A 19,097-nucleotide genomic window follows, 5' to 3' on the forward strand; every position below is an offset into this window, starting at 1 on the left:
TTAAGGCAAAATTATTTACAACTAGTGTGCAGTACTTGCTAATAAAAATTAACGGTGAATAACTTTGGCTCAGACAGATACATCATCTCGGGGTAACTGGAATTCGAAAGTAGGGTTTATACTGGCAGCAGCAGGGTCTGCTGTTGGTCTTGGTAATATTTGGCGATTCCCAACAGAGGTGGCCTCTAATGGCGGGGGAGCTTTTCTTCTTATCTATCTAATCTGCTGTTTTGCTATTGGGTTTCCCGTGATGGTGGCAGAATTGAGCATTGGCCGTAATACAGACCGTAATCCTGTTGGAGCCTTCAAGGCATTAAGCTCCAACAAGTTTTATCCCCTTATCGGTTTCTGGGGGGTCCTCTGTGGAGTTATGATACTCTCCTTCTACACCGTTGTTGCCGGTTGGACCTTCAGTTATGTTTTTGAAGAGATCTTCTTTTTTATGGGGCTCGATAGTTGGGCTAATTATTTTGCTGAAGTTTCAAATGGAGTAAAAAATGGCATCTTTTCCACCATATTTATGGGTGCCACAGTATCTATCATCTTGGGTGGTGTAAGTGATGGTATTGAACGGGCAACTAAATTTATGATGCCGGTGCTTATCGGTATTCTAATGATTATGATAGGATACGTTTCCTTTCAACCAGGGGCTGCCACCGGTTTTGCTCAATACTTAAAGCCCGATTTTTCTCAAATTTCTGCCCCGCTTATTTTTAGTGCCATGGGGCAAGCCTTCTTTTCCCTCTCTTTGGGGATGGGAGCTCTTATCACCTATGGTTCCTACCTAAGTAAAAAAGAAAATATCCCAGAGGCAGCCGCTTATGTAACCTTGGCCGACGTTGGCATCGCCTTCTTAGCCGGATTGCTCATTATGCCGGCTATGTATATGGCCGATTCCTTTGGAGTTAGTATTTTCAGTGAATCAGGCGAACTTCTGGCCAGCACAGACCTCATTTTTCAGGTATTACCTGCCCTCTTCCATAGTTTAAGTACTACAGCAGGTGCTATCTTTGGTGTAAGCTTTTTCTTATTGCTTTCAATGGCGGCTTTAACTTCTACTATTTCGTTACTTGAAGTACCTACCTCCTATGTTATTGATGAGTACAATATTAAACGCAAAAAAGCTGCTACGATGATTGGAGGTGGAATATTAATCATCTCACTTATCATCTCATTTGATGTCTCATTAATAGGTACAATCGACTTCATCTTTAGTACCGTTGGCCTGCCACTCGGTGGTTTCCTTATCTGTTACTTCCTTGGTTATGTATGGACCGTTGAAAATGCCCTTGAAGAACTTGAACACGGCTACCCAGCTCTTGACAGCTCAATTTTTAAGGCAATATGGCCAATTTTTATTAAGTTTCTAGCACCGCTCGCAATTTTATATAACCTATTAGAAGCAATAGGGCTTATATCGTACATAGAACAACTATTTTAGTGCTTGTTATCCTTCATGCGACGTGGTATTTTTGTGCCACTAAATTTGAAGAATGATAAAACAGATTTATGGCAAAAGTTTCGACCTCAAATTTCCGAACAGGAATGGTTATAAAAATCGATAATGAATTGTATTCCATTGTCGATTATCAACATGTAAAGCCGGGTAAGGGTGGCGCATTCCTTCGCACAAAGTTAAAAGGAGTCGTCAGCGACAAAAATATCGAAAAGAAGTTTCGATCCGGTGAAGATGTTGAAGAAGTACGAGTAGAACACCAACCCTACCAGTTTTTATACAGGGATGGAAATCTCTATTACTTTATGCATCAGGAAACTTATAGACAGATTCCTGTTGAAGAAGAAAATATCAACAAAGCAGAATTTATTGCAGAAGGACAAGTTTGCACCCTGGTGGTAGATGTAGATAATGAAAAGGTTCTCTACGCTCATCCTCCAGATCAATTAGTAGCAAAGGTAGCAGATACTCGTCCAGGTTTGAAAGGGGATACTGCTCAAGGTGGTAGTAAGCCGGCAACTCTGGAATCCGGTGCTACCATTCAAGTACCACTATTTATTGATGAAGGCGAAGAAATCAAAGTAGATACTCGCACTTCCGAATATATTGAACGTGTAACGTAAACTAATTTTATACCATGGATTTAAAAGTCATTGAAAATCTACTTGACCTCATTGCTGAAAGTGAAGTCAATGAAGTGTCAATTGAAGAAGGAGATTTTAAAATTAAGGTTAAAAAGAAACCTGATGTTAAAGAAACATCAGCACCGCAGATGCCGGTACAATACCAGATGCCTGCTCAACCACAACAGGCTCAGGCTCAACCCCAGCCGGCTCAACAACAGCCGCAACAGGCAGAACAGGCTTCCTCAGCTGAAGAGTCAGGTGGTGGCGTTTCCGGTGAAGAGGTTACTTCTCCCATTGTAGGGACTTTCTATCGTGCTCCTTCTCCCGATGATGATCCTTTTGTATCGGTGGGCGACAATGTTGAGAAAGGCGAAACGCTCTGTATTGTTGAAGCAATGAAGATTATGAATGAAATTGAATCTGAACATTCCGGTGAAGTGAAAAAGATCCTCGTAGAGGATGGCGAACCGGTTGAATACGACCAACCTTTATTTATCATCGGATAAATCAGAAAAAATATAATTCATGTTTAACAAAATTCTTATCGCCAATCGCGGCGAAATTGCGCTTAGAATTATTCGTACATGTAAGGAAATGGGAATCAACACGGTTGCCGTGTACTCCACAGCTGATGAAGACAGCCTCCCAGTTAAATTTGCTGATGAGGCCGTATGTATCGGTCCTCCTCCAAGTTCTGAAAGCTATCTTAAAATTCCCCGGTTGTTGGCAGCTGCTGAAATAACCAATGCCGAAGCTATTCACCCGGGCTATGGGTTCCTTTCAGAGAAAGCAGAATTTTCCCGTATCTGCGCAGAACACGATATTAAATTTATTGGTCCGTCGGCCGACAGTATTGCTCGCATGGGTAATAAAACGATGGCCAAAGAAACCATGATCGAAAGTGGCGTACCAGTGGTACCCGGCAGTGATGGCGTGGTTGAAACCTACGAAGACGCCCAAAAAGTTTGTGAAGATATCGGCTATCCTGTTATCGTAAAAGCTTCTTCCGGCGGTGGCGGTCGCGGTATGCGTATCGTCCATGAGCCAGAAAACCTGCAAAAGTCTTTTAGTATGTGTAAGACAGAAGCAGAATCGGCTTTTGATGACCCAGATGTCTATATCGAGAAGTTTGTAGAGGATCCACACCACGTGGAGATACAGGTACTTGGAGATCAGCATGGAAATATTATTCATTTGGGAGAACGAGACTGTTCTCTGCAACGTCGCCATCAAAAGATATTAGAAGAAGCGCCCTCCCCTCTCATGACACCAGAACTTCGTGAAAAGATGGGACAAGCTGCTATTAATGCTTCAAAAGCGGTAGATTATGAAGGGGCTGGAACAGTAGAATTTCTCGTCGATAAAGACAGAAACTTCTACTTTATGGAGATGAATACTCGTATTCAGGTTGAACACCCGGTTACCGAAGAAGTTACCAATTATGATCTGGTAGCAGAACAGATTAAAGCTGCTGCTGGAAAAGAATTGGAGCAGAAGGAACTGAAAATGCGGGGCCATGCTATTGAATGTCGTATTAACGCAGAAGATCCGGAACACAATTTCCGACCTTCAGCAGGAAAAATTGAGGTCTTTCATACCCCTGGTGGACATAGCGTACGGGTTGATACGCATGCATATGCAGGATATCGTATCCCGCCTCATTACGACTCAATGATTGCCAAACTTATTGTTAGTGCGCCTACACGTGAAGATGCTATAAAACGCATGAAGCGATCACTTGAAGAATTTATTGTAGAGGGCATTAAAACAACTATCCCCTATCACATTCAACTTATGGATGACGAAAATTTCAAGAAAGGTACATTTAATACAAAGTATCTCTCAGAATTTACATTTAATCCGGAAAAATAGATTAACGAAATTATGAGCTATCCCAGCGATCTGAAATATACTAAAGAACACGAATGGATCCGAGACAATGGCGATGGAACAGCAACTATTGGCGTAACTGACTTTGCCCAAAGTGAGCTCGGTGATATCGTATTTGTTGAAATTGAACCGGAAGGTTTTGAGTTTGACAAAGATGAAGTTTTCGGGACTGTTGAAGCCGTAAAAACGGTATCTGAGCTATATGCTCCCGTTTCAGGCGAAGTAGCGGAAGTCAACGAAGAACTTGAAATGGAACCTGAACTCGTTAATGACGATCCCTACGGCGACGGCTGGATGGCTAAAATAAAGGTCGAGGATGCTTCACAGCTTGATGAGTTAATGTCCGCGGATGAATACAAAGAAATCGTAGCTTAAATTCACACATGGCATCCGTTAGATCGGATGCCTTTTTCTTTTATACCTCTCTATTTTTTATGCAACATCGACCAGAAGATTGGATCCTTATTTTAGACTTTGGCTCTCAATATACCCAACTTATTGCACGCAGAGTCAGAGAGTTTAATGTTTACTGCGAAATCCATCCTTTCAATAAAGATCTGGATACTTTTTCAGACAATCCCCCAAAAGGTATTATTTTGTCAGGCGGCCCCAGCAGTGTTAATGACGAAGGAGCTCCGGAACTCAACACCGATATTTTTGAATGGGATGTACCTGTTCTAGGAATCTGTTATGGACTCCAAATATTAGCTCATAATATCATTCCGGGTAGCGTTGAAAAAGCAGAACGTCGCGAATTTGGACGTTCAGACCTCATCATTGATGACCAAAGTGACTTATTTAAAAACATCCCTCAAGAATCGGTAGTTTGGATGAGTCACGGCGACCATATACAAGAACTTCCATCGCAATATGAAATTATCGGTCATACCGATAATGCCAATGTAGCTGCAGTAAGACATACCGATAAGCCTATTTTTGGGGTCCAGTTTCACCCCGAAGTAGTTCATACCGTATATGGAAAGCAGATTCTGGGTAATTTTGTGTCTGACATTTGTGAGCTTGAAGGCAACTGGACGGCTAAATCATTTATAGAATCCACCATTGAAGAAATTCGTGAAAAAGTAGGTGATGACCGAGTTGTCTGTGGTCTGAGTGGCGGAGTTGATTCTACAGTTGTAGCTACACTCGTTTATGAAGCTATTGGCGATCAACTGCAATGTATATTTGTTGATAACGGCCTGCTACGGAAGAACGAATTTCAGAAAGTATTAGATATTTATGAGGATAAGCTTCATCTTCCGGTGAAAGGAATTGATGCCAGTGAGCAGTTTCTTAAGAATCTGAAAGGCGTTTTTGACCCGGAGAAAAAGCGTAAGATCATCGGTAATACCTTTATTGATGTATTTGATGATGCCATCTCACATGATGATACCTTTAAATATCTTGCCCAAGGAACACTCTATCCGGATGTGATAGAAAGTGTTTCTTTCAAAGGTCCTTCTGCTACAATTAAATCGCACCATAATGTAGGTGGGTTACCAGAGGAGATGAACCTTGATCTCGTGGAGCCGGTTCGAGAACTCTTCAAAGATGAAGTTCGTAATGTAGGTCGTGAATTAGGTATTCCTGATGATTTTATTAAACGCCACCCCTTCCCCGGTCCCGGTTTGGGAATTCGGGTAATATCTGACGTTGATAAATCAAAGCTTGATATGCTTCGCGAGGCTGATGATATCTTTATTAGCGAGCTACGAAAGCAAGATCTTTATGATGAAGTTTGGCAGGCCCTGGTAGCTCTGCTTCCAGTTCAAACCGTTGGCGTTATGGGTGATGAACGCACCTATGAATTCACCGCAGCACTACGTGCTGTAACCAGTGTTGATGGCATGACTGCCGACTGGGCTCACCTCCCGCATCCATTTTTAAGCCACGTTTCAAACAGAATTATCAACGAAGTACCCGGTATTAATCGTGTGGTTTATGACGTTAGTTCTAAGCCACCCTCAACTATTGAGTGGGAATAAACAAGAGAACATTTTTACTTCTTATCAGTTAGTATCAACGAATATAATTCGTTAATTCACCTTTACGCTATATGGAATTTTTATTTAAACTGCAGAATGCTCTCATTAAGAAGACGGTACTGTTACTGATCTCCTCTTTCTTTCTGTTTGCTGGTACCCTGCAGGCTCAATCCTTCGATAAAGGGCTCAAATTATATCAGCAAGGAAAATATAAAGAAGCAGCATCTGTTTTTACACAGATTGATACAGATAAAGGACACCTTTTTTCTGGTAAAGCCTATTTCGGGCTGGGCAAATACCTTACAGCTAAGTCATATTTAGAACAACTTGATTCTGATGATACAGCTGAACTGTATTTAGAGGCCCAATATAACCTGGCACTCGCCGATTTTCAGCTCGGGCAATATGGTAAAGCATTAAATAGGTTATACCTATTAAAAGATCAGGAGCGGAAAACACAGCTAGTTACAGATGCTATTAACTTTTATGACGATATATTGCATTTCTTGACGATGAATCAGCGTAAAAATGCTTTTCAACAGGCAGATGCTCCACAAATTAAATACGACCTGGTAAATGCTGCCTTTGGTGATGTGGACTATTCGATAGCAAAGATGCTGTACAGTCAATTGGTACAAACTAAAATAGATACTACTATCCCTGCCATGCAGAAGTTATCGAAAATGATTCGTGACTCTGTAAGCTATGCAGTTGAAAAATCTTATAACAACAGCCCCACTATTCCCAAAGGCTTAACATATAATATTGGTGCAGCCCTACCGTCATATGATAATGACTCGGCAGATTTTGAAGTTGCTCGAAGCCTATATTTTGGATTTGTTTTAGCAGCAGAAACATTTAACCAACAGCACCCCAATAAAAAAGCATTTATCAGATTCCAAAACACTGCTGCCAATAAAGATACCGCGGCATTTGCGATGAATAATTTTGGATGGAACTTTAACGCAGATGCCATTCTAGGCCCCCTTTTCTCAGAACCTGCAAAAAAGATGGCCGAATATGCAGAACAATACCAAATTCCAATGCTTGCCCCCCTGGCTAATTCCGATGAACTAGATGGTGATAATCCCTATGTGTACCAGGCAAACCCAACTCTTGGTTCCCATGGTAAACAGATGGCTGAATATGCGGTAAATACGCTTAATATGGATACATTAGCTGTAATTGCTGAAAAAAATACCCTTGGGGTAAGTGCGGCTTATGAATTTCGCAATCGTGCAGAACGATTGGGGGCACGGGTCTCCTACTTTTTTATTGAAGACTTTGCCTCTCAAGGTTTTGAGCTCACGGAATACACAAAATATTTTACCGGTGATTCTGTCAAAGTTGATACTCTTGGTTACCACGAGCTTGATGGAATATATGCCCCCTTTACCGGCCAAGCTGCCCCTACTCTTGCAGAACTGCTTTGGGTTGACCTTGAAGGGTTAAGCAGTACTTTGCCCATCCTCGGTTCTCAAGTCTGGGGAGATATAAATGTCCCTAAAGATCAGTTTGATAATAGGAACATTTATTTTACAGAAAGCTTCTATCTCAATAAAAAAAGTCAAAAGGTAGAACAATTTAGCAAACGTTTTGAAGAACGATTCGATATAGAAGCCAATCGTTTTTCTATGATTGGTTACGATGCAGCTGGGTTTGTCTTACGCACATTAAACAGAATAGGTAACCCAGCTCTATTGAAAGATGCTTTAAAAAATCAGCCACTCTACGAGGGGTTGATTAGTAATATTTCTTTTGAAGGAGATCGAGTTAATCAGCAAGTCAAAATATTCACCGTTTCCAAAACAGGAGTACAACCTGTGCTAAAATATCGCTAAAGGTCAATTGAAATCATTCAGAGTTTCTTTTTCGTTGCTCCTTGATACGATACTGTTTCTGAAGCCACTTTCTCCATTCAGCGCTTTTCCGCTTGTGTTCTTCAAAGGTTTTAGAAAATGAATGTGTGCCATCGGGGCTGGCTACCATATATAAATAGTCATGTTTTTCAGGATAAAGTGCTGCTTCAATGGCCCCTGAACTTGGATTGGTTATAGGTCCCGGCGGTAACCCACGATATTGATATGTATTATAGGGATGATCAATCCGATAATCTTCATATAGCAACCTCCGACGCTCTCCTACAGCATAATTGACGGTAGGATCTGCCTGTAACCGCATGCCTCGTTCCAGCCGATTCCAATAGAGACCACTGATAGTAGCCTGCTCAGCTTTCGACTTAGCCTCCCATTCAACTATTGAGGCAAGCGTAACAATTTCGTCAACGGTATAATCCAGTTTTTCAAATTTAGATTTATTGGGTTTTATGACCGCTTTGTCAAATTCACTTAAAATTCGTTTAAAAAACTTACGAGGAGATGCGGTCCAAAACAAAGAATAGGTATTGGGATATAAACGTCCGATAACCCCCCTTGGGGTTAACTTCTGTTTTTCCAATATTGAACTATCTCTAATCACCTTTCTAAATGAAAGGGAATCAAACTGCATATCTTCAGAGACCATAGCAGCAATTTTCCCCACACTTTTACCTGGTAAAATAGTAACAGAGACGGGATCTTGAATGCCACGAGCTAATTTTGAGAGAAATGCATCATAGGTATATTTTTTATCAATCAAATAATGTCCCTCACGAAATCGCTTCCACCCCAAGAGTTCAGCTGCCCAACGAAGTTCTTCTCTATTTTTTACAATCCCTGCTTTAGAAAGGGAATCACTTAATTCTGTCAGATCTGTTTTTTCATGAAGATATAGATGATGGGCAGAATCAGAATATATAGCCTGCTCGTTATGTAATCGAGACCACCGAGACTCTGCCACTAAAAAAGCAGATATAAACAGAACCAAGAGCCCCATAATGAGCTCATCACTGGAAATAGCAGTATTAGAACGGATATTCAACACAGTTTAAATCAAAAAACTAGCGTTCCTGTAATTTAGAAAGCAGTCGTAACATTTCTATATATAGCCACACGAGTGTAATCATAAGCCCAAAGGAAGCATACCATTCAAAGTATTTGGGTGCTTCAGCCTGCACTCCTTTTTCTATCATATCAAAATCGAGCACAAGGTTTAATGCAGCTACTCCTACAATAATCAGGCTAAACCCAATCCCCATTAATCCACTACCGTGAATTAGGCTTATATTAATCCCAAAAAAGCTTAGCACAAAGCTCGCAAGATAAACCAAAAAAATACCTCCGGTGGCAGCTACCACCCCCATCCTGAATCGCTTTGTCACCTGTATAACCCCCGAACGATAGGCCATCAACATAGCTGCAAAAACACCTAACGTCAGCAGTACAGCATTAAAAACAATGCCCCCATAAGCTTGCGAATACATCACAGAAACCGCACCCAGAAATAGCCCTTCCAACGCTGCATAAATCGGGGCTGTTATTGGCGACCACTCTTTTTTAAAAATAGTGACCATGGCCACTATAAAGCCCCCTATAGCTCCGCCCCACATAAATATCGATGTAGGCGTAAACCAGCTAATAGAAGCACCTATTAACAGAATTAGAAAGAGAATACCTGTCTTATTTACTGTGCCTTCCAGGGTCATTCGTTGTTCGGCAGGTCGAGTTTGTCCTACCTCTTGAAAGGTCTTCTCACTTATTGTTGGGTTTCCAGAAATCATACAATATTATTCTTTTTAAAATTTTGAAGATAAATATACCGTCTTCACAGAAGGATTAACAGAATTTTTTATTAAAAAAAATCCAATTAATCTGTAACAATCTTTTTTTTCGCTCGTAATAAGAATCGGAAGAGCAACAATTTGGATGCTTCTATAGCTCCAAATGCCCTAAAGAAAAAGCTCCCAACTTTGAACGGTTGGGAGCTTTTATTATTTATACCCAAAACTGCTTTTTGCCAACAAAAGTTTCCTTTTGATAATTAAAAAGTTGGATTAAAACGGATCCATAAAACAGGAGCTTTGCTCGTGTGGTTGAGATCCCAAGCCAACTCAGCACGTACCAAACTCGATCCTATCCCAATACCTCCATTGTGCATCAATTCTGAGATAGCAAAATCACTAAAACCACTAATTGGACTCTTGGAATCTACAAGCTCCGGGTTGTAATTAATCCATCCGGAATCCAAAAATAAACTCAAATAAAAATCATCAAAATCGATCCATTCTTTAGAATTAAAGTCCGGTTCCCCAAAATGAATTTCAAAATTACTTAAAACCATTTCATTGCCTGCTCCCATAGATTTGTAGGGCAACGCACGCATAGTACCAATACCGCCCAGGTATAATTGTTTAAAACGAGGTGCCTTCCCATTTATCCCAGATACTCTTAACCGATGCTTAATAATACTTCCTGGTTCAAAGTTGAGATACGATATCAGTTCTCCGGTAAACTTTGTATAATCGAATTCTGATGAACCATAACTGGGATCAGTATATTCACTCATTCCATTAAAAGAGAGGGTGAAATGACGTGTTAACAGCAGCTGTTTAGGATTAAATGACGCCGAGACATAAATACTTGATAGGTTAACTCTATCTACCGCTCCACCGTTCTGCATATCCACCGGTGGGTTGTCTCGGTATCGTCCATCTGCTCCAAAAAGTGCCCATCCCGTTTCTTTATTAATGCTATTATATTGATCATCAGCATAAGCAATACCTCCTTCAAAATATTGCCTTGATCGTGCCAATAGGTAGGCACCCCACCCCTGTTGCTTATAATAGTCCAAATAATCGTAGCCTGCAGCAAAAGAGGTTAGCGATGTTTCATTAAGACCTACTCTCCAGCTGTCATTGGTTGTAGTAGCATTATGGTATTCCCCTCCAATGATAATATACTCTCGTCTGCCAATCGTTTTTTCAAGCCCCAGTGAGTATTGCCAATCCCGTTGGCCGGTTGAATATCCAAGCATCCCATGCATCCGGATATTAGGAATATCAAGCCAGTCATCATCATTATACCATTGCATTCGTTCTTCCCGGTATCCCAAAAATAATGAATTAACCCGGTTGAAATGGATCATTGGCAGATGAGGATAAATGGTGTAAAGAGCATTAGAATTAAAGGGACCTGCTTCAAATACCCCTTGAAAGTCTAATCCTTCTTCATTAAGATCTGCAAATCTTTGCATATGCTTATCATCTGTATCATCCTCTTCTTTCTCTGTTCTATTAAAGAATTTTTTAATGGGATCATTAAAATAAGGATCATTTTTAAACGGATCGTGACTATTCGTTGAATCACTCGTTGATTGGGCTTGAACAAAGCCAAAAAATCCAATAATGAAACCAATGATAATGGTAAACCTACGCATTGCAATCCTCACGTTTTATTCATTGAAAAGTCTGTAATTATTACGAGATCAATCAATTAAAAGTTACAGCTATTGTTTTGCTTTCATTACTAATACTGTAATATCATCTTCTTGGTCTTTCGTACCGGACCACCGATCAATTAGATTGGTAATTTCTGAAAGTATATCAGAAGCCGATGACTCAACTTTTTCATTTATCACATTTTTAACGCGATCTAAACCAAGTTGTTGGCGATTTTCATTAAATAGTTCCATCAATCCATCAGACATTAGCACCAACGTATCGCCATTTTTAACCTCAATTGTTTTGTTCTTATAAGGATATTTGACCTTGCTTCCTAGTGGCATCCCTTTCAACAGAATTTCCTTAATTTCGTTACTTTCACTGCAATACCATAAACAGGGTGGCATACCTGCAGAACAAATATCGACGTTATGCCCATTGCATTTCATGAGCATTAGTCCCATATACATCATATGCAAATCCATATTTCGAATACCGGATGACATGCGTTGAATAATTCCTAAGTTATCATGGTCAGTAGCAAGCGTATGAAAATAGCTTTTGGCTGTTGCTACCATGATGCCTGCTTTCATTCCGTGTCCCGTGGCATCTCCCACAGCCACTGTTAGTGTACCATTGTTAGATATATTAAAATCGTAGTAATCACCTCCTACCTCCTGTGCTGTTTCCATAAATACAGCAATATCCCATTTATCGGTCTGGGGAATCTGTTTGGGAAGCATTGAAAGCTGAAGGGTTCGCGCTTTTTCTAATTCCTGAGATTTGCGTTCATTTTCTGCTTCAAGTAACTTCCGTTCAAGTTCTTTCTGCTTATTTATCCGTTCTTGTTCCAAGGATTTTTCAGAAAGACGACGTACTTCTGCCAGTTTATGTTTGAGGCGCTTTTGCGTTTGTGCAAAATCACGAGACAAATATATCGACATTGACAAAATCAGCACAGAAGCACCCATTAAGTTCCCCCATATCGGTTCACCATTCAGAATTTCAAGGTTTGACAAGACCGTATAAAAAATACCTCCTGCAAATCCGGCAAGACCTCCGCCAATAATTAATACTCCTTTTTTGTATGTAGAAAAAAGTCGAAATAACACCCTGCTTATCTCCACTAATGTTACTAAGACAAATAGCTCACGAATAAGACTCACTTCTCCAACATTAAACCATGTAGCACCCGCCAGTATTAATCCTACTCCTAAAAAAGGCCAGAACTGCCTTGGAGTTTCAGAAGATAACAGGCTATACGAAAATCGTAGTGCATAAATCACCGATAGTAACCATGACATAAGAGAAAAACGGAAAAGAGTAATTGCCATTAACGGTGACTCTGAAAAATTACTCTCTACGACAGAATAGGTTAAGGCTGCAAGAAAAAAAGTAAACACAGCAAAGTATAAATTCTTTTTTTCTGAAGGATAAAAAACGAAAAGTAGGAAATGGATTATTGTAAATGCTATTAGTCCCCCGGCAAAAAACAGCTGCCACCATGGAGATCCCGTCGTATCTTCAACAGTTGAATTAATGGCATGCTGCAAATCACCAAATAAAAAGCGGAAACCTGCAGTACTATTGTACTCTTCAAATGTTGAAGCATCATAATTTGCAAAGCGTACCGCCAGTACATGATGTGCTGTATCTTGTATAATTAGTGGCCGTGGATTGTTATCTCTTTTGGGTATATTATTTTCTTTAAATGAAGATACCTCACCAATCTCATAGAGTAGTTTCCCATCTAGATAAATCTCTGAAGCCCCATTATGCTGCTCCATAATCAGCGCCAATGGATAGTTAACCAATGTACTGTCTACCTTGAAATGGAAGCGGAACCATCCAATTCCCTCCCAATTAATAAAACTGAGTTCGGAAGATCCCAAATAAGTACTACTTCTCTGCCAAGTAGTGTCAGTAATTGATGGTGAGGCCCATTGTTCATTATCACCGGGTTTGAATAGCCAGGTATCAGTGATATAGATTATCTTTTCATTGGGACTTATATCAGATCTGCTGATACTAACAATATTATTCCTTAGTTGAGCATCAGATGCTTGTGGAGAGACAATTAGAAACACCGATAGTAATATCAGCCCAAAAGTGTATATGTTTATATGTGGATATAATCCCCTCAAAAGAGCGCCCAAGCTATTTTATTTTCAGAGTTACATTTCCTGTTCTGGCTCGAAGATCTATCGGTGGCCCAGATCCTTTATATTCCCCTATAATACTGGCACCCCGTACTCGTCCATCAACCTTTTCAGCTTCAAGAAATCGTACTCTGCTGCCCTGCAATGTTAGCTCATAGCCTGCTCGGTCCGGCAATTCAACATCTACATCTCCGTCTGATGTTTCTAGTTTAATTCCTTGGCCTACTTGTATAAACTTAGCTCTAATATCACCATGTTCAACACGGGCAAGCATTGTTCCGGAAATACGCTCAGACCAAATACGTCCCTCTTTGGTCCGCAGGCGAAATTCCCCGCTACTCCGATCTATAGTAATATTTCCATCTTCTGACTGTGCAAAAATAGTACCCTGACTATCTTTAATTTCAATATTTCCCGCAGAGGTGAATCCTTTGAATTGACCTCTCACGTCTGTAACGCTTATGTGCCCCCCTCCCGTCTTTACCATCTGTCGCCCATGCATTTTAGCCAAAGAAATATCACCGGAAAGTGTTTTCAATTCAGATGACATCGCTTCTGGCACATAAATTTTAAATGAAAAACTGACACTGCCACTAAAAAGTCCGGTATCTCTCTTCTTTCGTTCAACGGAGGCGATAATCTCTTTATCTCGTTTCAACATTGTAATTCTGAAATTGTCAAGGTTGTTAGCATTAGACCAGAAAGAGAATCCGCGATCCACGTAAAGCTCTACTTTTACTTTATTGGACAAAGAGGATGGTAAAACATCGATATTTCCATTGGCAGTAAAAGTCTTTAGCACCCCAGCTCCTTGAATGGAAAACTCTTTCGTTAAGTAAGGTTTACCAGTGTGTTCCCATCTATTCTCTGTGGCAGCAACTGAATCTACTCCCCCACCGGTAAATGAAAAAGCCGACACTGCAAAAAAGAGATAAATGCCGAGCATGCAACCTAGCCGCACTATAAATGTAGTAATGATATTCAACACAACTATTCTCCAAAATTTTATATTGAAGTCTCTAAACCTTACGGACACCATAAGTGTATGTTACAACTTAAAATATAAAGTGTTACTCATTTACGAATGGGGGATATCAACTACAGAAATATTTCTAAAGAGGCAACCCTTTACCTGCAAATATTGTACAGTTTAGTAGAGGTGAGTTATATGACTTTAATTTCAATGAATAGCCGCTTTGATTAAAGAGATTATAAAAGGATGCCGAAAACGGCGCCGTGAAAGTCAAAAAAAGCTCTACAAGATGTTCTATGCCTATGGTATGAGCATAACACTGCGGTATGCGGATTCACGGCAACAAGCTACTGAGATACTCAATGATTCCTTTATGAAAGTCTTTGACAATATCAATTCATATGATATAGAACGACCATTTAAACCTTGGTTGCGCAGGATCATAGTAAATACATCAATCAATCACTACCATAAACACAAAAAAGAGCATCAATTAGTAGAACTGAACATCGAAAAAGATAAGGTGAGCCAGAAACAAGAAATATTAAGCGGTATATCCTACAATGAAATTGTAGACATGGTGCAACAGCTTTCTCCTGCATATCGAACGGTATTTAACCTGCATGTTATCGAGGGATTTAAACATAAAGAAATTGCCGACCTGTTGGATATTACTGTAGGCACCTCAAAATCTAACTTGTCTAAAGCAAAGAAGAACCTACAGTCGATTGTTGAAAAAAATTTTAGCTAGTGCAGTATTATGAATGAACAAAGCAATAATAGTGATCCTTTAGAGGAATTTTTCAGAAAAAAATCTCAGGAATACGATATTGAATATCGTGAAGAAGACTGGGAAAATATGGAGACGCGCCTCGATAAAGCAGATAAATTTCGCCGACAACGCCGACAAAAATGGTTGGCGGCAGCTGTTATTGCATTACTATTTGCTGTATTAACCTATATCACATATAACCAACAGCTTACGATCAATAAACTAGCTAACCAGCTGGATAGCCAACAACAAATAACAACTGTCCCCCCTTCTGCAAATTCAGCTCCTGAGAAATCTGATGATATTGTATCAAATGATCAACCAAACAACCCAAAATCCGAAGATGCCTCCAAAATTAACAAGCCTCCTGCGATAAATGAAAAGGAGCAAGAAAATCTGCACAATAAAGTGGCTCTTGAAGATAAGCAGGATACTAAAGAAATGGGCCAGCTGAATCTAGAGAAGCTGGTAACTAACAATTTTACAGACAAAAACATGGAGCTTTCTACAAGATTTAATGAGATAGCCTCCACTATCCCAACCATCAAAGCCGTTAACAGATCCACTTGGGCAAAAGCACAAGAAGAAACATCAAACCAGATCAGTGCCACAAGCCTACAGCCCAATCCGCAATTCTCTCGTTTTAGCATCGGTTTTCTATCAGGACCTGATCTAAGTTCGGTGGGTACCTTATCTGACTTTCAAACTCCCGGATACAAACTTGGGTTATCAATTGAATACAAAGTTACACGAAATTTTGCCATCTCCGTTGGTGTTCAGAGAACAAAAGTTCAATACCAAGCCAAGGGTGATCAGTATTCGCCACCACCGGGGTACTGGTCGTATGGAAGAGTACCGGATGAAACAATAGGTAGATGTATACTGCTTGATATCCCAATTACTATAAAATATGATTTTATGCATTTTAATCATTCAAGGTTATATGCTTCAGCAGGGCTTTCCTCTTACATCATGCTTGATGAAGACTATCAATTCAATTACCAAAGCTATCATCCTGGTCTAAAAAAACGCTGGCATCAGCGCACCGGAACCTCTCACTGGTTGAGTAATGCCACTCTTTCGGTAGGTTATGAAATTGACATTACACAGGAGTTAAGTTTAAGAGCTACACCATTCGTTAAACTTCCTCTTAAAAAGGTAGGCTGGGGAAATGTTCATCTCTATTCCTTGGGTAGCTTATTTTCAATTAATTATAACATTAAATAATCCCAATCTGTTCTAACAGTAATTACGTAGTACAGTACCAGATGGTACTTTAAAACTCAATTAACAAATATAGGCCTAATATCATGTATTATTCTATCTCTTCATGTAGTAATAAAACAGGTTCCGCAACAATAAATAAGTACTATCTGTCAATAATTGTTTTTTCACTTGGATTTCTTCTACTTTCCTGCAGTAGCTCTACGAGTTCCCAAGATGATAGCGGTGGTGGTGACCCCCCGCCTGAAGACCCAAATCGGCTTGTCAGCTATTCTCAGGATATCCAACCCATTTTTAACGGCAACTGTGCTACTAGTGGGTGTCATGACGCAGGAAGTGTAAGTAGCGGTGTGAACCTAAGCGATTATAATGCAACTATGAATAGTACCGGGAATCAATATGAGAAAAAAATCGTAGATCCGGGGAATCCTAATAACAGTCCATTAGTAGATAAAATTGAAGAAAACCCCGATGAAGGAAGCCGCATGCCTGAAAATGGAAGTGCTCTGGAACAAGCTGAAATTGACTCCATCAAGGCATGGATCGACGATGGCGCACCCGATAATTAACTTTTTGTTATGCATATATCCAACCTCCTTAGTAACAAAGTTAAATATTCATTTGCAGTACTATTGGTACTGTTGTTTATACCAATCAAAAGTATAGGTCAAAGTTACCTAACTAAGTCAGGGCATGTGGAGTTTGACTCTTCTGTGCCCCTCCATTCTTTTACCGGTATTTCTGATCACCTTGTAGGAAAAATAGATCTACAAAGTTCATTAGTCGATTTTTATGTGGATATGCACACTGTTGAAACAGGAATCGGCAAGAGGGATCGAGATATGCTAAAAACACTCGATGCTGAAACCCATCCTTTTGCAGAATTCTATGGCAAACTGATTTCTGACTTTAATCCTCAAAATAATCAGCCCCAAAATGTAACTGTTCAAGGTGAATTTACCGTACATGGTGTTTCAAATACAATAACTATTGATGGCACACTTCAAAAAACTAGTGATGGCCTGCGTTTACAAGCTAACTGGACACTTAATATGAAAGACTATAACATCAAGCCACCAGGTATTCTATTTTACCGAGTGAGCGAGAAAATTGATATACGCATTTCTGCAACTTTACCTCCTAATACAAAAGCCAAATAATATATGCGATTATTTAATACAATAGTTCTATTGCCATTATTTTTACTATTGATATCCGTAAATGGGCAGGCCCAAATGGAACGACAAAGAGCCAATATTACAGAACCGGTTGAAACGTTCTGGACTCCTTCCCTGGTCTCTCTAACGACAACAGAAACATTAGATGCACGCAATCTCAATTCTACCATTATGCATAGTTTTGGTATTGCTACGACCAGGGCAATACAAAATTTCTTTGGCCTTGATAATATTCAGAATGTTCGTTTGGGGCTTGACTATGGAATAACTGATCGTTGGTCTGTGGGCATTGGTCGATCCTCCCGCTTCAATGTAGTTGATATACGCACCAAATATGCGCTGATACAACAAACTACAGATCATTCGAAACCTCTTAGTATCGCTCTCAAAGGTGATCTAGGAATTGTTACCCAAGAAAACAGACAACCCTTAAAAGATGATATTAGTACATTGGCGTCAGCTATTGTTTCTAAGAAATTCAACCAAACTCTTAGTCTGCAATTATCTCCAATGTATGGTTACTATAGTTCTGTTACAGCCAATAAAGAAAACCATCTTTTTTCAGTGGGAGTAGGATCCCGTATCAATCTTACAGAACGGTATACCCTTATTGCAGAATATTATCCAGTAATTGGTAATCGCAATAGTAATACTAATAACGCCTTTTCATTAGGTCTGAATATTCAAACAGGCGGTCACGTCTTTCAACTATTCTTCACCTCCACTCGCTGGCATCTTGAACAATACGTTATAGCTAATAATAGAGATCAATTCTGGGCCGGCGATTTCCGATTTGGGTTCAACGTAAACCGGATATTTGGACTGTAAAATTAATCCAAAAGTGTCATCACATCCTGAGCAACTCCCCGATTATATTCAAAAGCCAAACTTTTGTAATTAATGATATCGACAATTGTACCGATAGCACATAGTCCACCTGTCAATAGATAAAGTATACCCATCCCCACTTGACCTATAACAAAACGATGAACGCCTGCTATCCCAAAGAAACCAACAAGAGCAGTAAATAAAATAATCTGCGGCTCTTTTCTGCGGGCCCGATAAACGCGGGCGAATCGTTGTGCTTTCTCATCATTCATCGACGACATAAGTTTAGCAATATATGCTCCTTCATCCCCCTCTAATTCTGGCAAAAAATCAATCATTCGGGCCATAATCTATGTAGTTTCTTTTTTTATTAGTGATTTTGTTATGGATTAAATATCCAACTCTTCCAACTAAAATAATAATAGCAAATGGGCCTAATATATTTGACTGCATGGCATTACTAATATCTCCGTTAAAAGTATACGCAATAGAATGCCCCAAGCCGTCGCCTGGACAAAAGGTAATGCCAACCTGTTCAAAAAGACATAGGTCTGGTCCGTTTGCAATTTCAGGATCCATAAGAGCGAGCAATATCAATCCGACTGAAAAAGCGGTTATTTCAAAATAATTTCTAAAAAGGTATTTGAGCTGTTCTTTCATAACGTTTATAAACGTACGCTTTTACCTAA

Annotated in this window: 19 protein-coding genes; 12 read left to right on the top strand and 7 right to left on the bottom strand. The window is 39.8% G+C overall.

Features of this window, described 5'->3' with window-relative positions; translation table 11 throughout:
• Positions 1–64: 64 nt before the first annotated feature.
• The 7 genes from FCN14_RS03410 (at position 65) to FCN14_RS03440 (ending at position 7,798) form a co-directional block, all read left to right on the top strand.
• Positions 65–1,441, top strand: a complete 1,377-nt coding sequence (locus tag FCN14_RS03410) for a sodium-dependent transporter (protein ID WP_138429684.1) — start codon at positions 65–67, stop codon at positions 1,439–1,441.
• A gap of 68 nt (positions 1,442–1,509) precedes the next feature.
• The gene (gene efp / locus FCN14_RS03415) at positions 1,510–2,079 is read left to right on the top strand and encodes an elongation factor P (RefSeq protein ID WP_138429685.1); all 570 of its coding nucleotides are present in this window, start codon (positions 1,510–1,512) and stop codon (positions 2,077–2,079) included.
• A gap of 14 nt (positions 2,080–2,093) precedes the next feature.
• Positions 2,094–2,588 (top strand): acetyl-CoA carboxylase biotin carboxyl carrier protein, encoded by a 495-nt coding sequence (accB, locus tag FCN14_RS03420; RefSeq protein WP_138429686.1) that lies wholly within the window; start codon positions 2,094–2,096, stop codon positions 2,586–2,588.
• Between the two features lie 19 nt (positions 2,589–2,607).
• Positions 2,608–3,954 carry an acetyl-CoA carboxylase biotin carboxylase subunit gene (gene accC, locus FCN14_RS03425; RefSeq protein WP_138429687.1) on the top strand — a complete coding sequence of 449 codons (1,347 nt, stop codon included), beginning with the start codon at positions 2,608–2,610 and terminating at the stop codon, positions 3,952–3,954.
• Positions 3,955–3,966: 12 nt separating this feature from the next.
• Positions 3,967–4,347 carry a glycine cleavage system protein GcvH gene (gcvH, locus tag FCN14_RS03430; protein ID WP_138429688.1) on the top strand — a complete coding sequence of 127 codons (381 nt, stop codon included), beginning with the start codon at positions 3,967–3,969 and terminating at the stop codon, positions 4,345–4,347.
• A gap of 59 nt (positions 4,348–4,406) precedes the next feature.
• Positions 4,407–5,957 carry a glutamine-hydrolyzing GMP synthase gene (gene guaA, locus FCN14_RS03435; RefSeq protein ID WP_138430695.1) on the top strand — a complete coding sequence of 517 codons (1,551 nt, stop codon included), beginning with the start codon at positions 4,407–4,409 and terminating at the stop codon, positions 5,955–5,957.
• A 71-nt stretch (positions 5,958–6,028) separates the two neighbouring features.
• The gene (locus FCN14_RS03440) at positions 6,029–7,798 is read left to right on the top strand and encodes an ABC transporter substrate-binding protein (RefSeq protein ID WP_138429689.1); all 1,770 of its coding nucleotides are present in this window, start codon (positions 6,029–6,031) and stop codon (positions 7,796–7,798) included.
• 13 nt (positions 7,799–7,811) lie between these two features.
• On the opposite strand, the gene mltG is transcribed toward FCN14_RS03440, so the two are convergent.
• The 5 genes from mltG to FCN14_RS03465 form a co-directional block, all read right to left on the bottom strand.
• Entirely contained in the window at positions 7,812–8,879 is a 1,068-nt protein-coding gene (mltG, locus tag FCN14_RS03445) for an endolytic transglycosylase MltG (protein ID WP_246043090.1), read from the bottom strand.
• 16 nt (positions 8,880–8,895) lie between these two features.
• Positions 8,896–9,615, bottom strand: a complete 720-nt coding sequence (locus FCN14_RS03450; protein WP_138429691.1) for a Bax inhibitor-1/YccA family protein — start codon at positions 9,613–9,615, stop codon at positions 8,896–8,898.
• A 260-nt stretch (positions 9,616–9,875) separates the two neighbouring features.
• On the bottom strand, positions 9,876–11,270 hold the full coding sequence (locus tag FCN14_RS03455; RefSeq protein ID WP_138429692.1) for a BamA/TamA family outer membrane protein: 1,395 nt from the start codon (positions 11,268–11,270) through the stop codon (positions 9,876–9,878).
• Between the two features lie 69 nt (positions 11,271–11,339).
• Positions 11,340–13,361 carry a SpoIIE family protein phosphatase gene (locus tag FCN14_RS03460; RefSeq protein ID WP_138429693.1) on the bottom strand — a complete coding sequence of 674 codons (2,022 nt, stop codon included), beginning with the start codon at positions 13,359–13,361 and terminating at the stop codon, positions 11,340–11,342.
• Between the two features lie 70 nt (positions 13,362–13,431).
• A complete protein-coding gene (locus FCN14_RS03465) occupies positions 13,432–14,379 on the bottom strand; it encodes a DUF4097 family beta strand repeat-containing protein (protein WP_171032791.1) in 948 nt (315 codons plus the stop codon).
• A 250-nt stretch (positions 14,380–14,629) separates the two neighbouring features.
• Here FCN14_RS03465 and FCN14_RS03470 point away from each other — a divergent pair, with 250 nt between their 5' ends.
• The 5 genes from FCN14_RS03470 to FCN14_RS03490 all read left to right on the top strand — a co-directional run bounded on the left by FCN14_RS03470 (position 14,630) and on the right by FCN14_RS03490 (position 18,408).
• Entirely contained in the window at positions 14,630–15,157 is a 528-nt protein-coding gene (locus tag FCN14_RS03470; RefSeq protein WP_212747553.1) for an RNA polymerase sigma factor, read from the top strand.
• A 9-nt stretch (positions 15,158–15,166) separates the two neighbouring features.
• Positions 15,167–16,405: a hypothetical protein gene (locus FCN14_RS03475; protein WP_138429695.1), complete on the top strand. Its 1,239-nt coding sequence runs from the start codon at positions 15,167–15,169 to the stop codon at positions 16,403–16,405.
• Between the two features lie 83 nt (positions 16,406–16,488).
• Positions 16,489–16,971, top strand: a complete 483-nt coding sequence (locus FCN14_RS03480; protein ID WP_138429696.1) for a c-type cytochrome domain-containing protein — start codon at positions 16,489–16,491, stop codon at positions 16,969–16,971.
• Between the two features lie 9 nt (positions 16,972–16,980).
• Positions 16,981–17,562, top strand: coding sequence for a YceI family protein (locus FCN14_RS03485; protein ID WP_138429697.1), 582 nt, complete (start codon positions 16,981–16,983; stop codon positions 17,560–17,562).
• Between the two features lie 75 nt (positions 17,563–17,637).
• Entirely contained in the window at positions 17,638–18,408 is a 771-nt protein-coding gene (locus tag FCN14_RS03490) for a DUF5777 family beta-barrel protein (RefSeq protein ID WP_138429698.1), read from the top strand.
• A 2-nt stretch (positions 18,409–18,410) separates the two neighbouring features.
• Here the strand turns inward: FCN14_RS03490 and FCN14_RS03495 are convergent, their stop codons facing one another.
• Positions 18,411–18,755 carry a TM2 domain-containing protein gene (locus FCN14_RS03495; protein WP_138429699.1) on the bottom strand — a complete coding sequence of 115 codons (345 nt, stop codon included), beginning with the start codon at positions 18,753–18,755 and terminating at the stop codon, positions 18,411–18,413.
• Complete coding sequence (locus FCN14_RS03500) at positions 18,739–19,068, bottom strand: DUF2752 domain-containing protein (RefSeq protein ID WP_138429700.1); 330 nt, start codon at positions 19,066–19,068, stop codon at positions 18,739–18,741. Before FCN14_RS03500 ends, FCN14_RS03495 begins: the two co-directional genes overlap by 17 nt.
• Positions 19,069–19,097: the final 29 nt, after the last annotated feature.

Source organism: Fodinibius saliphilus, from assembly GCF_005869845.1.
In the GTDB taxonomy this organism is placed as follows: Bacteria; Bacteroidota; Rhodothermia; order Balneolales; family Balneolaceae; genus Fodinibius; species Fodinibius saliphilus.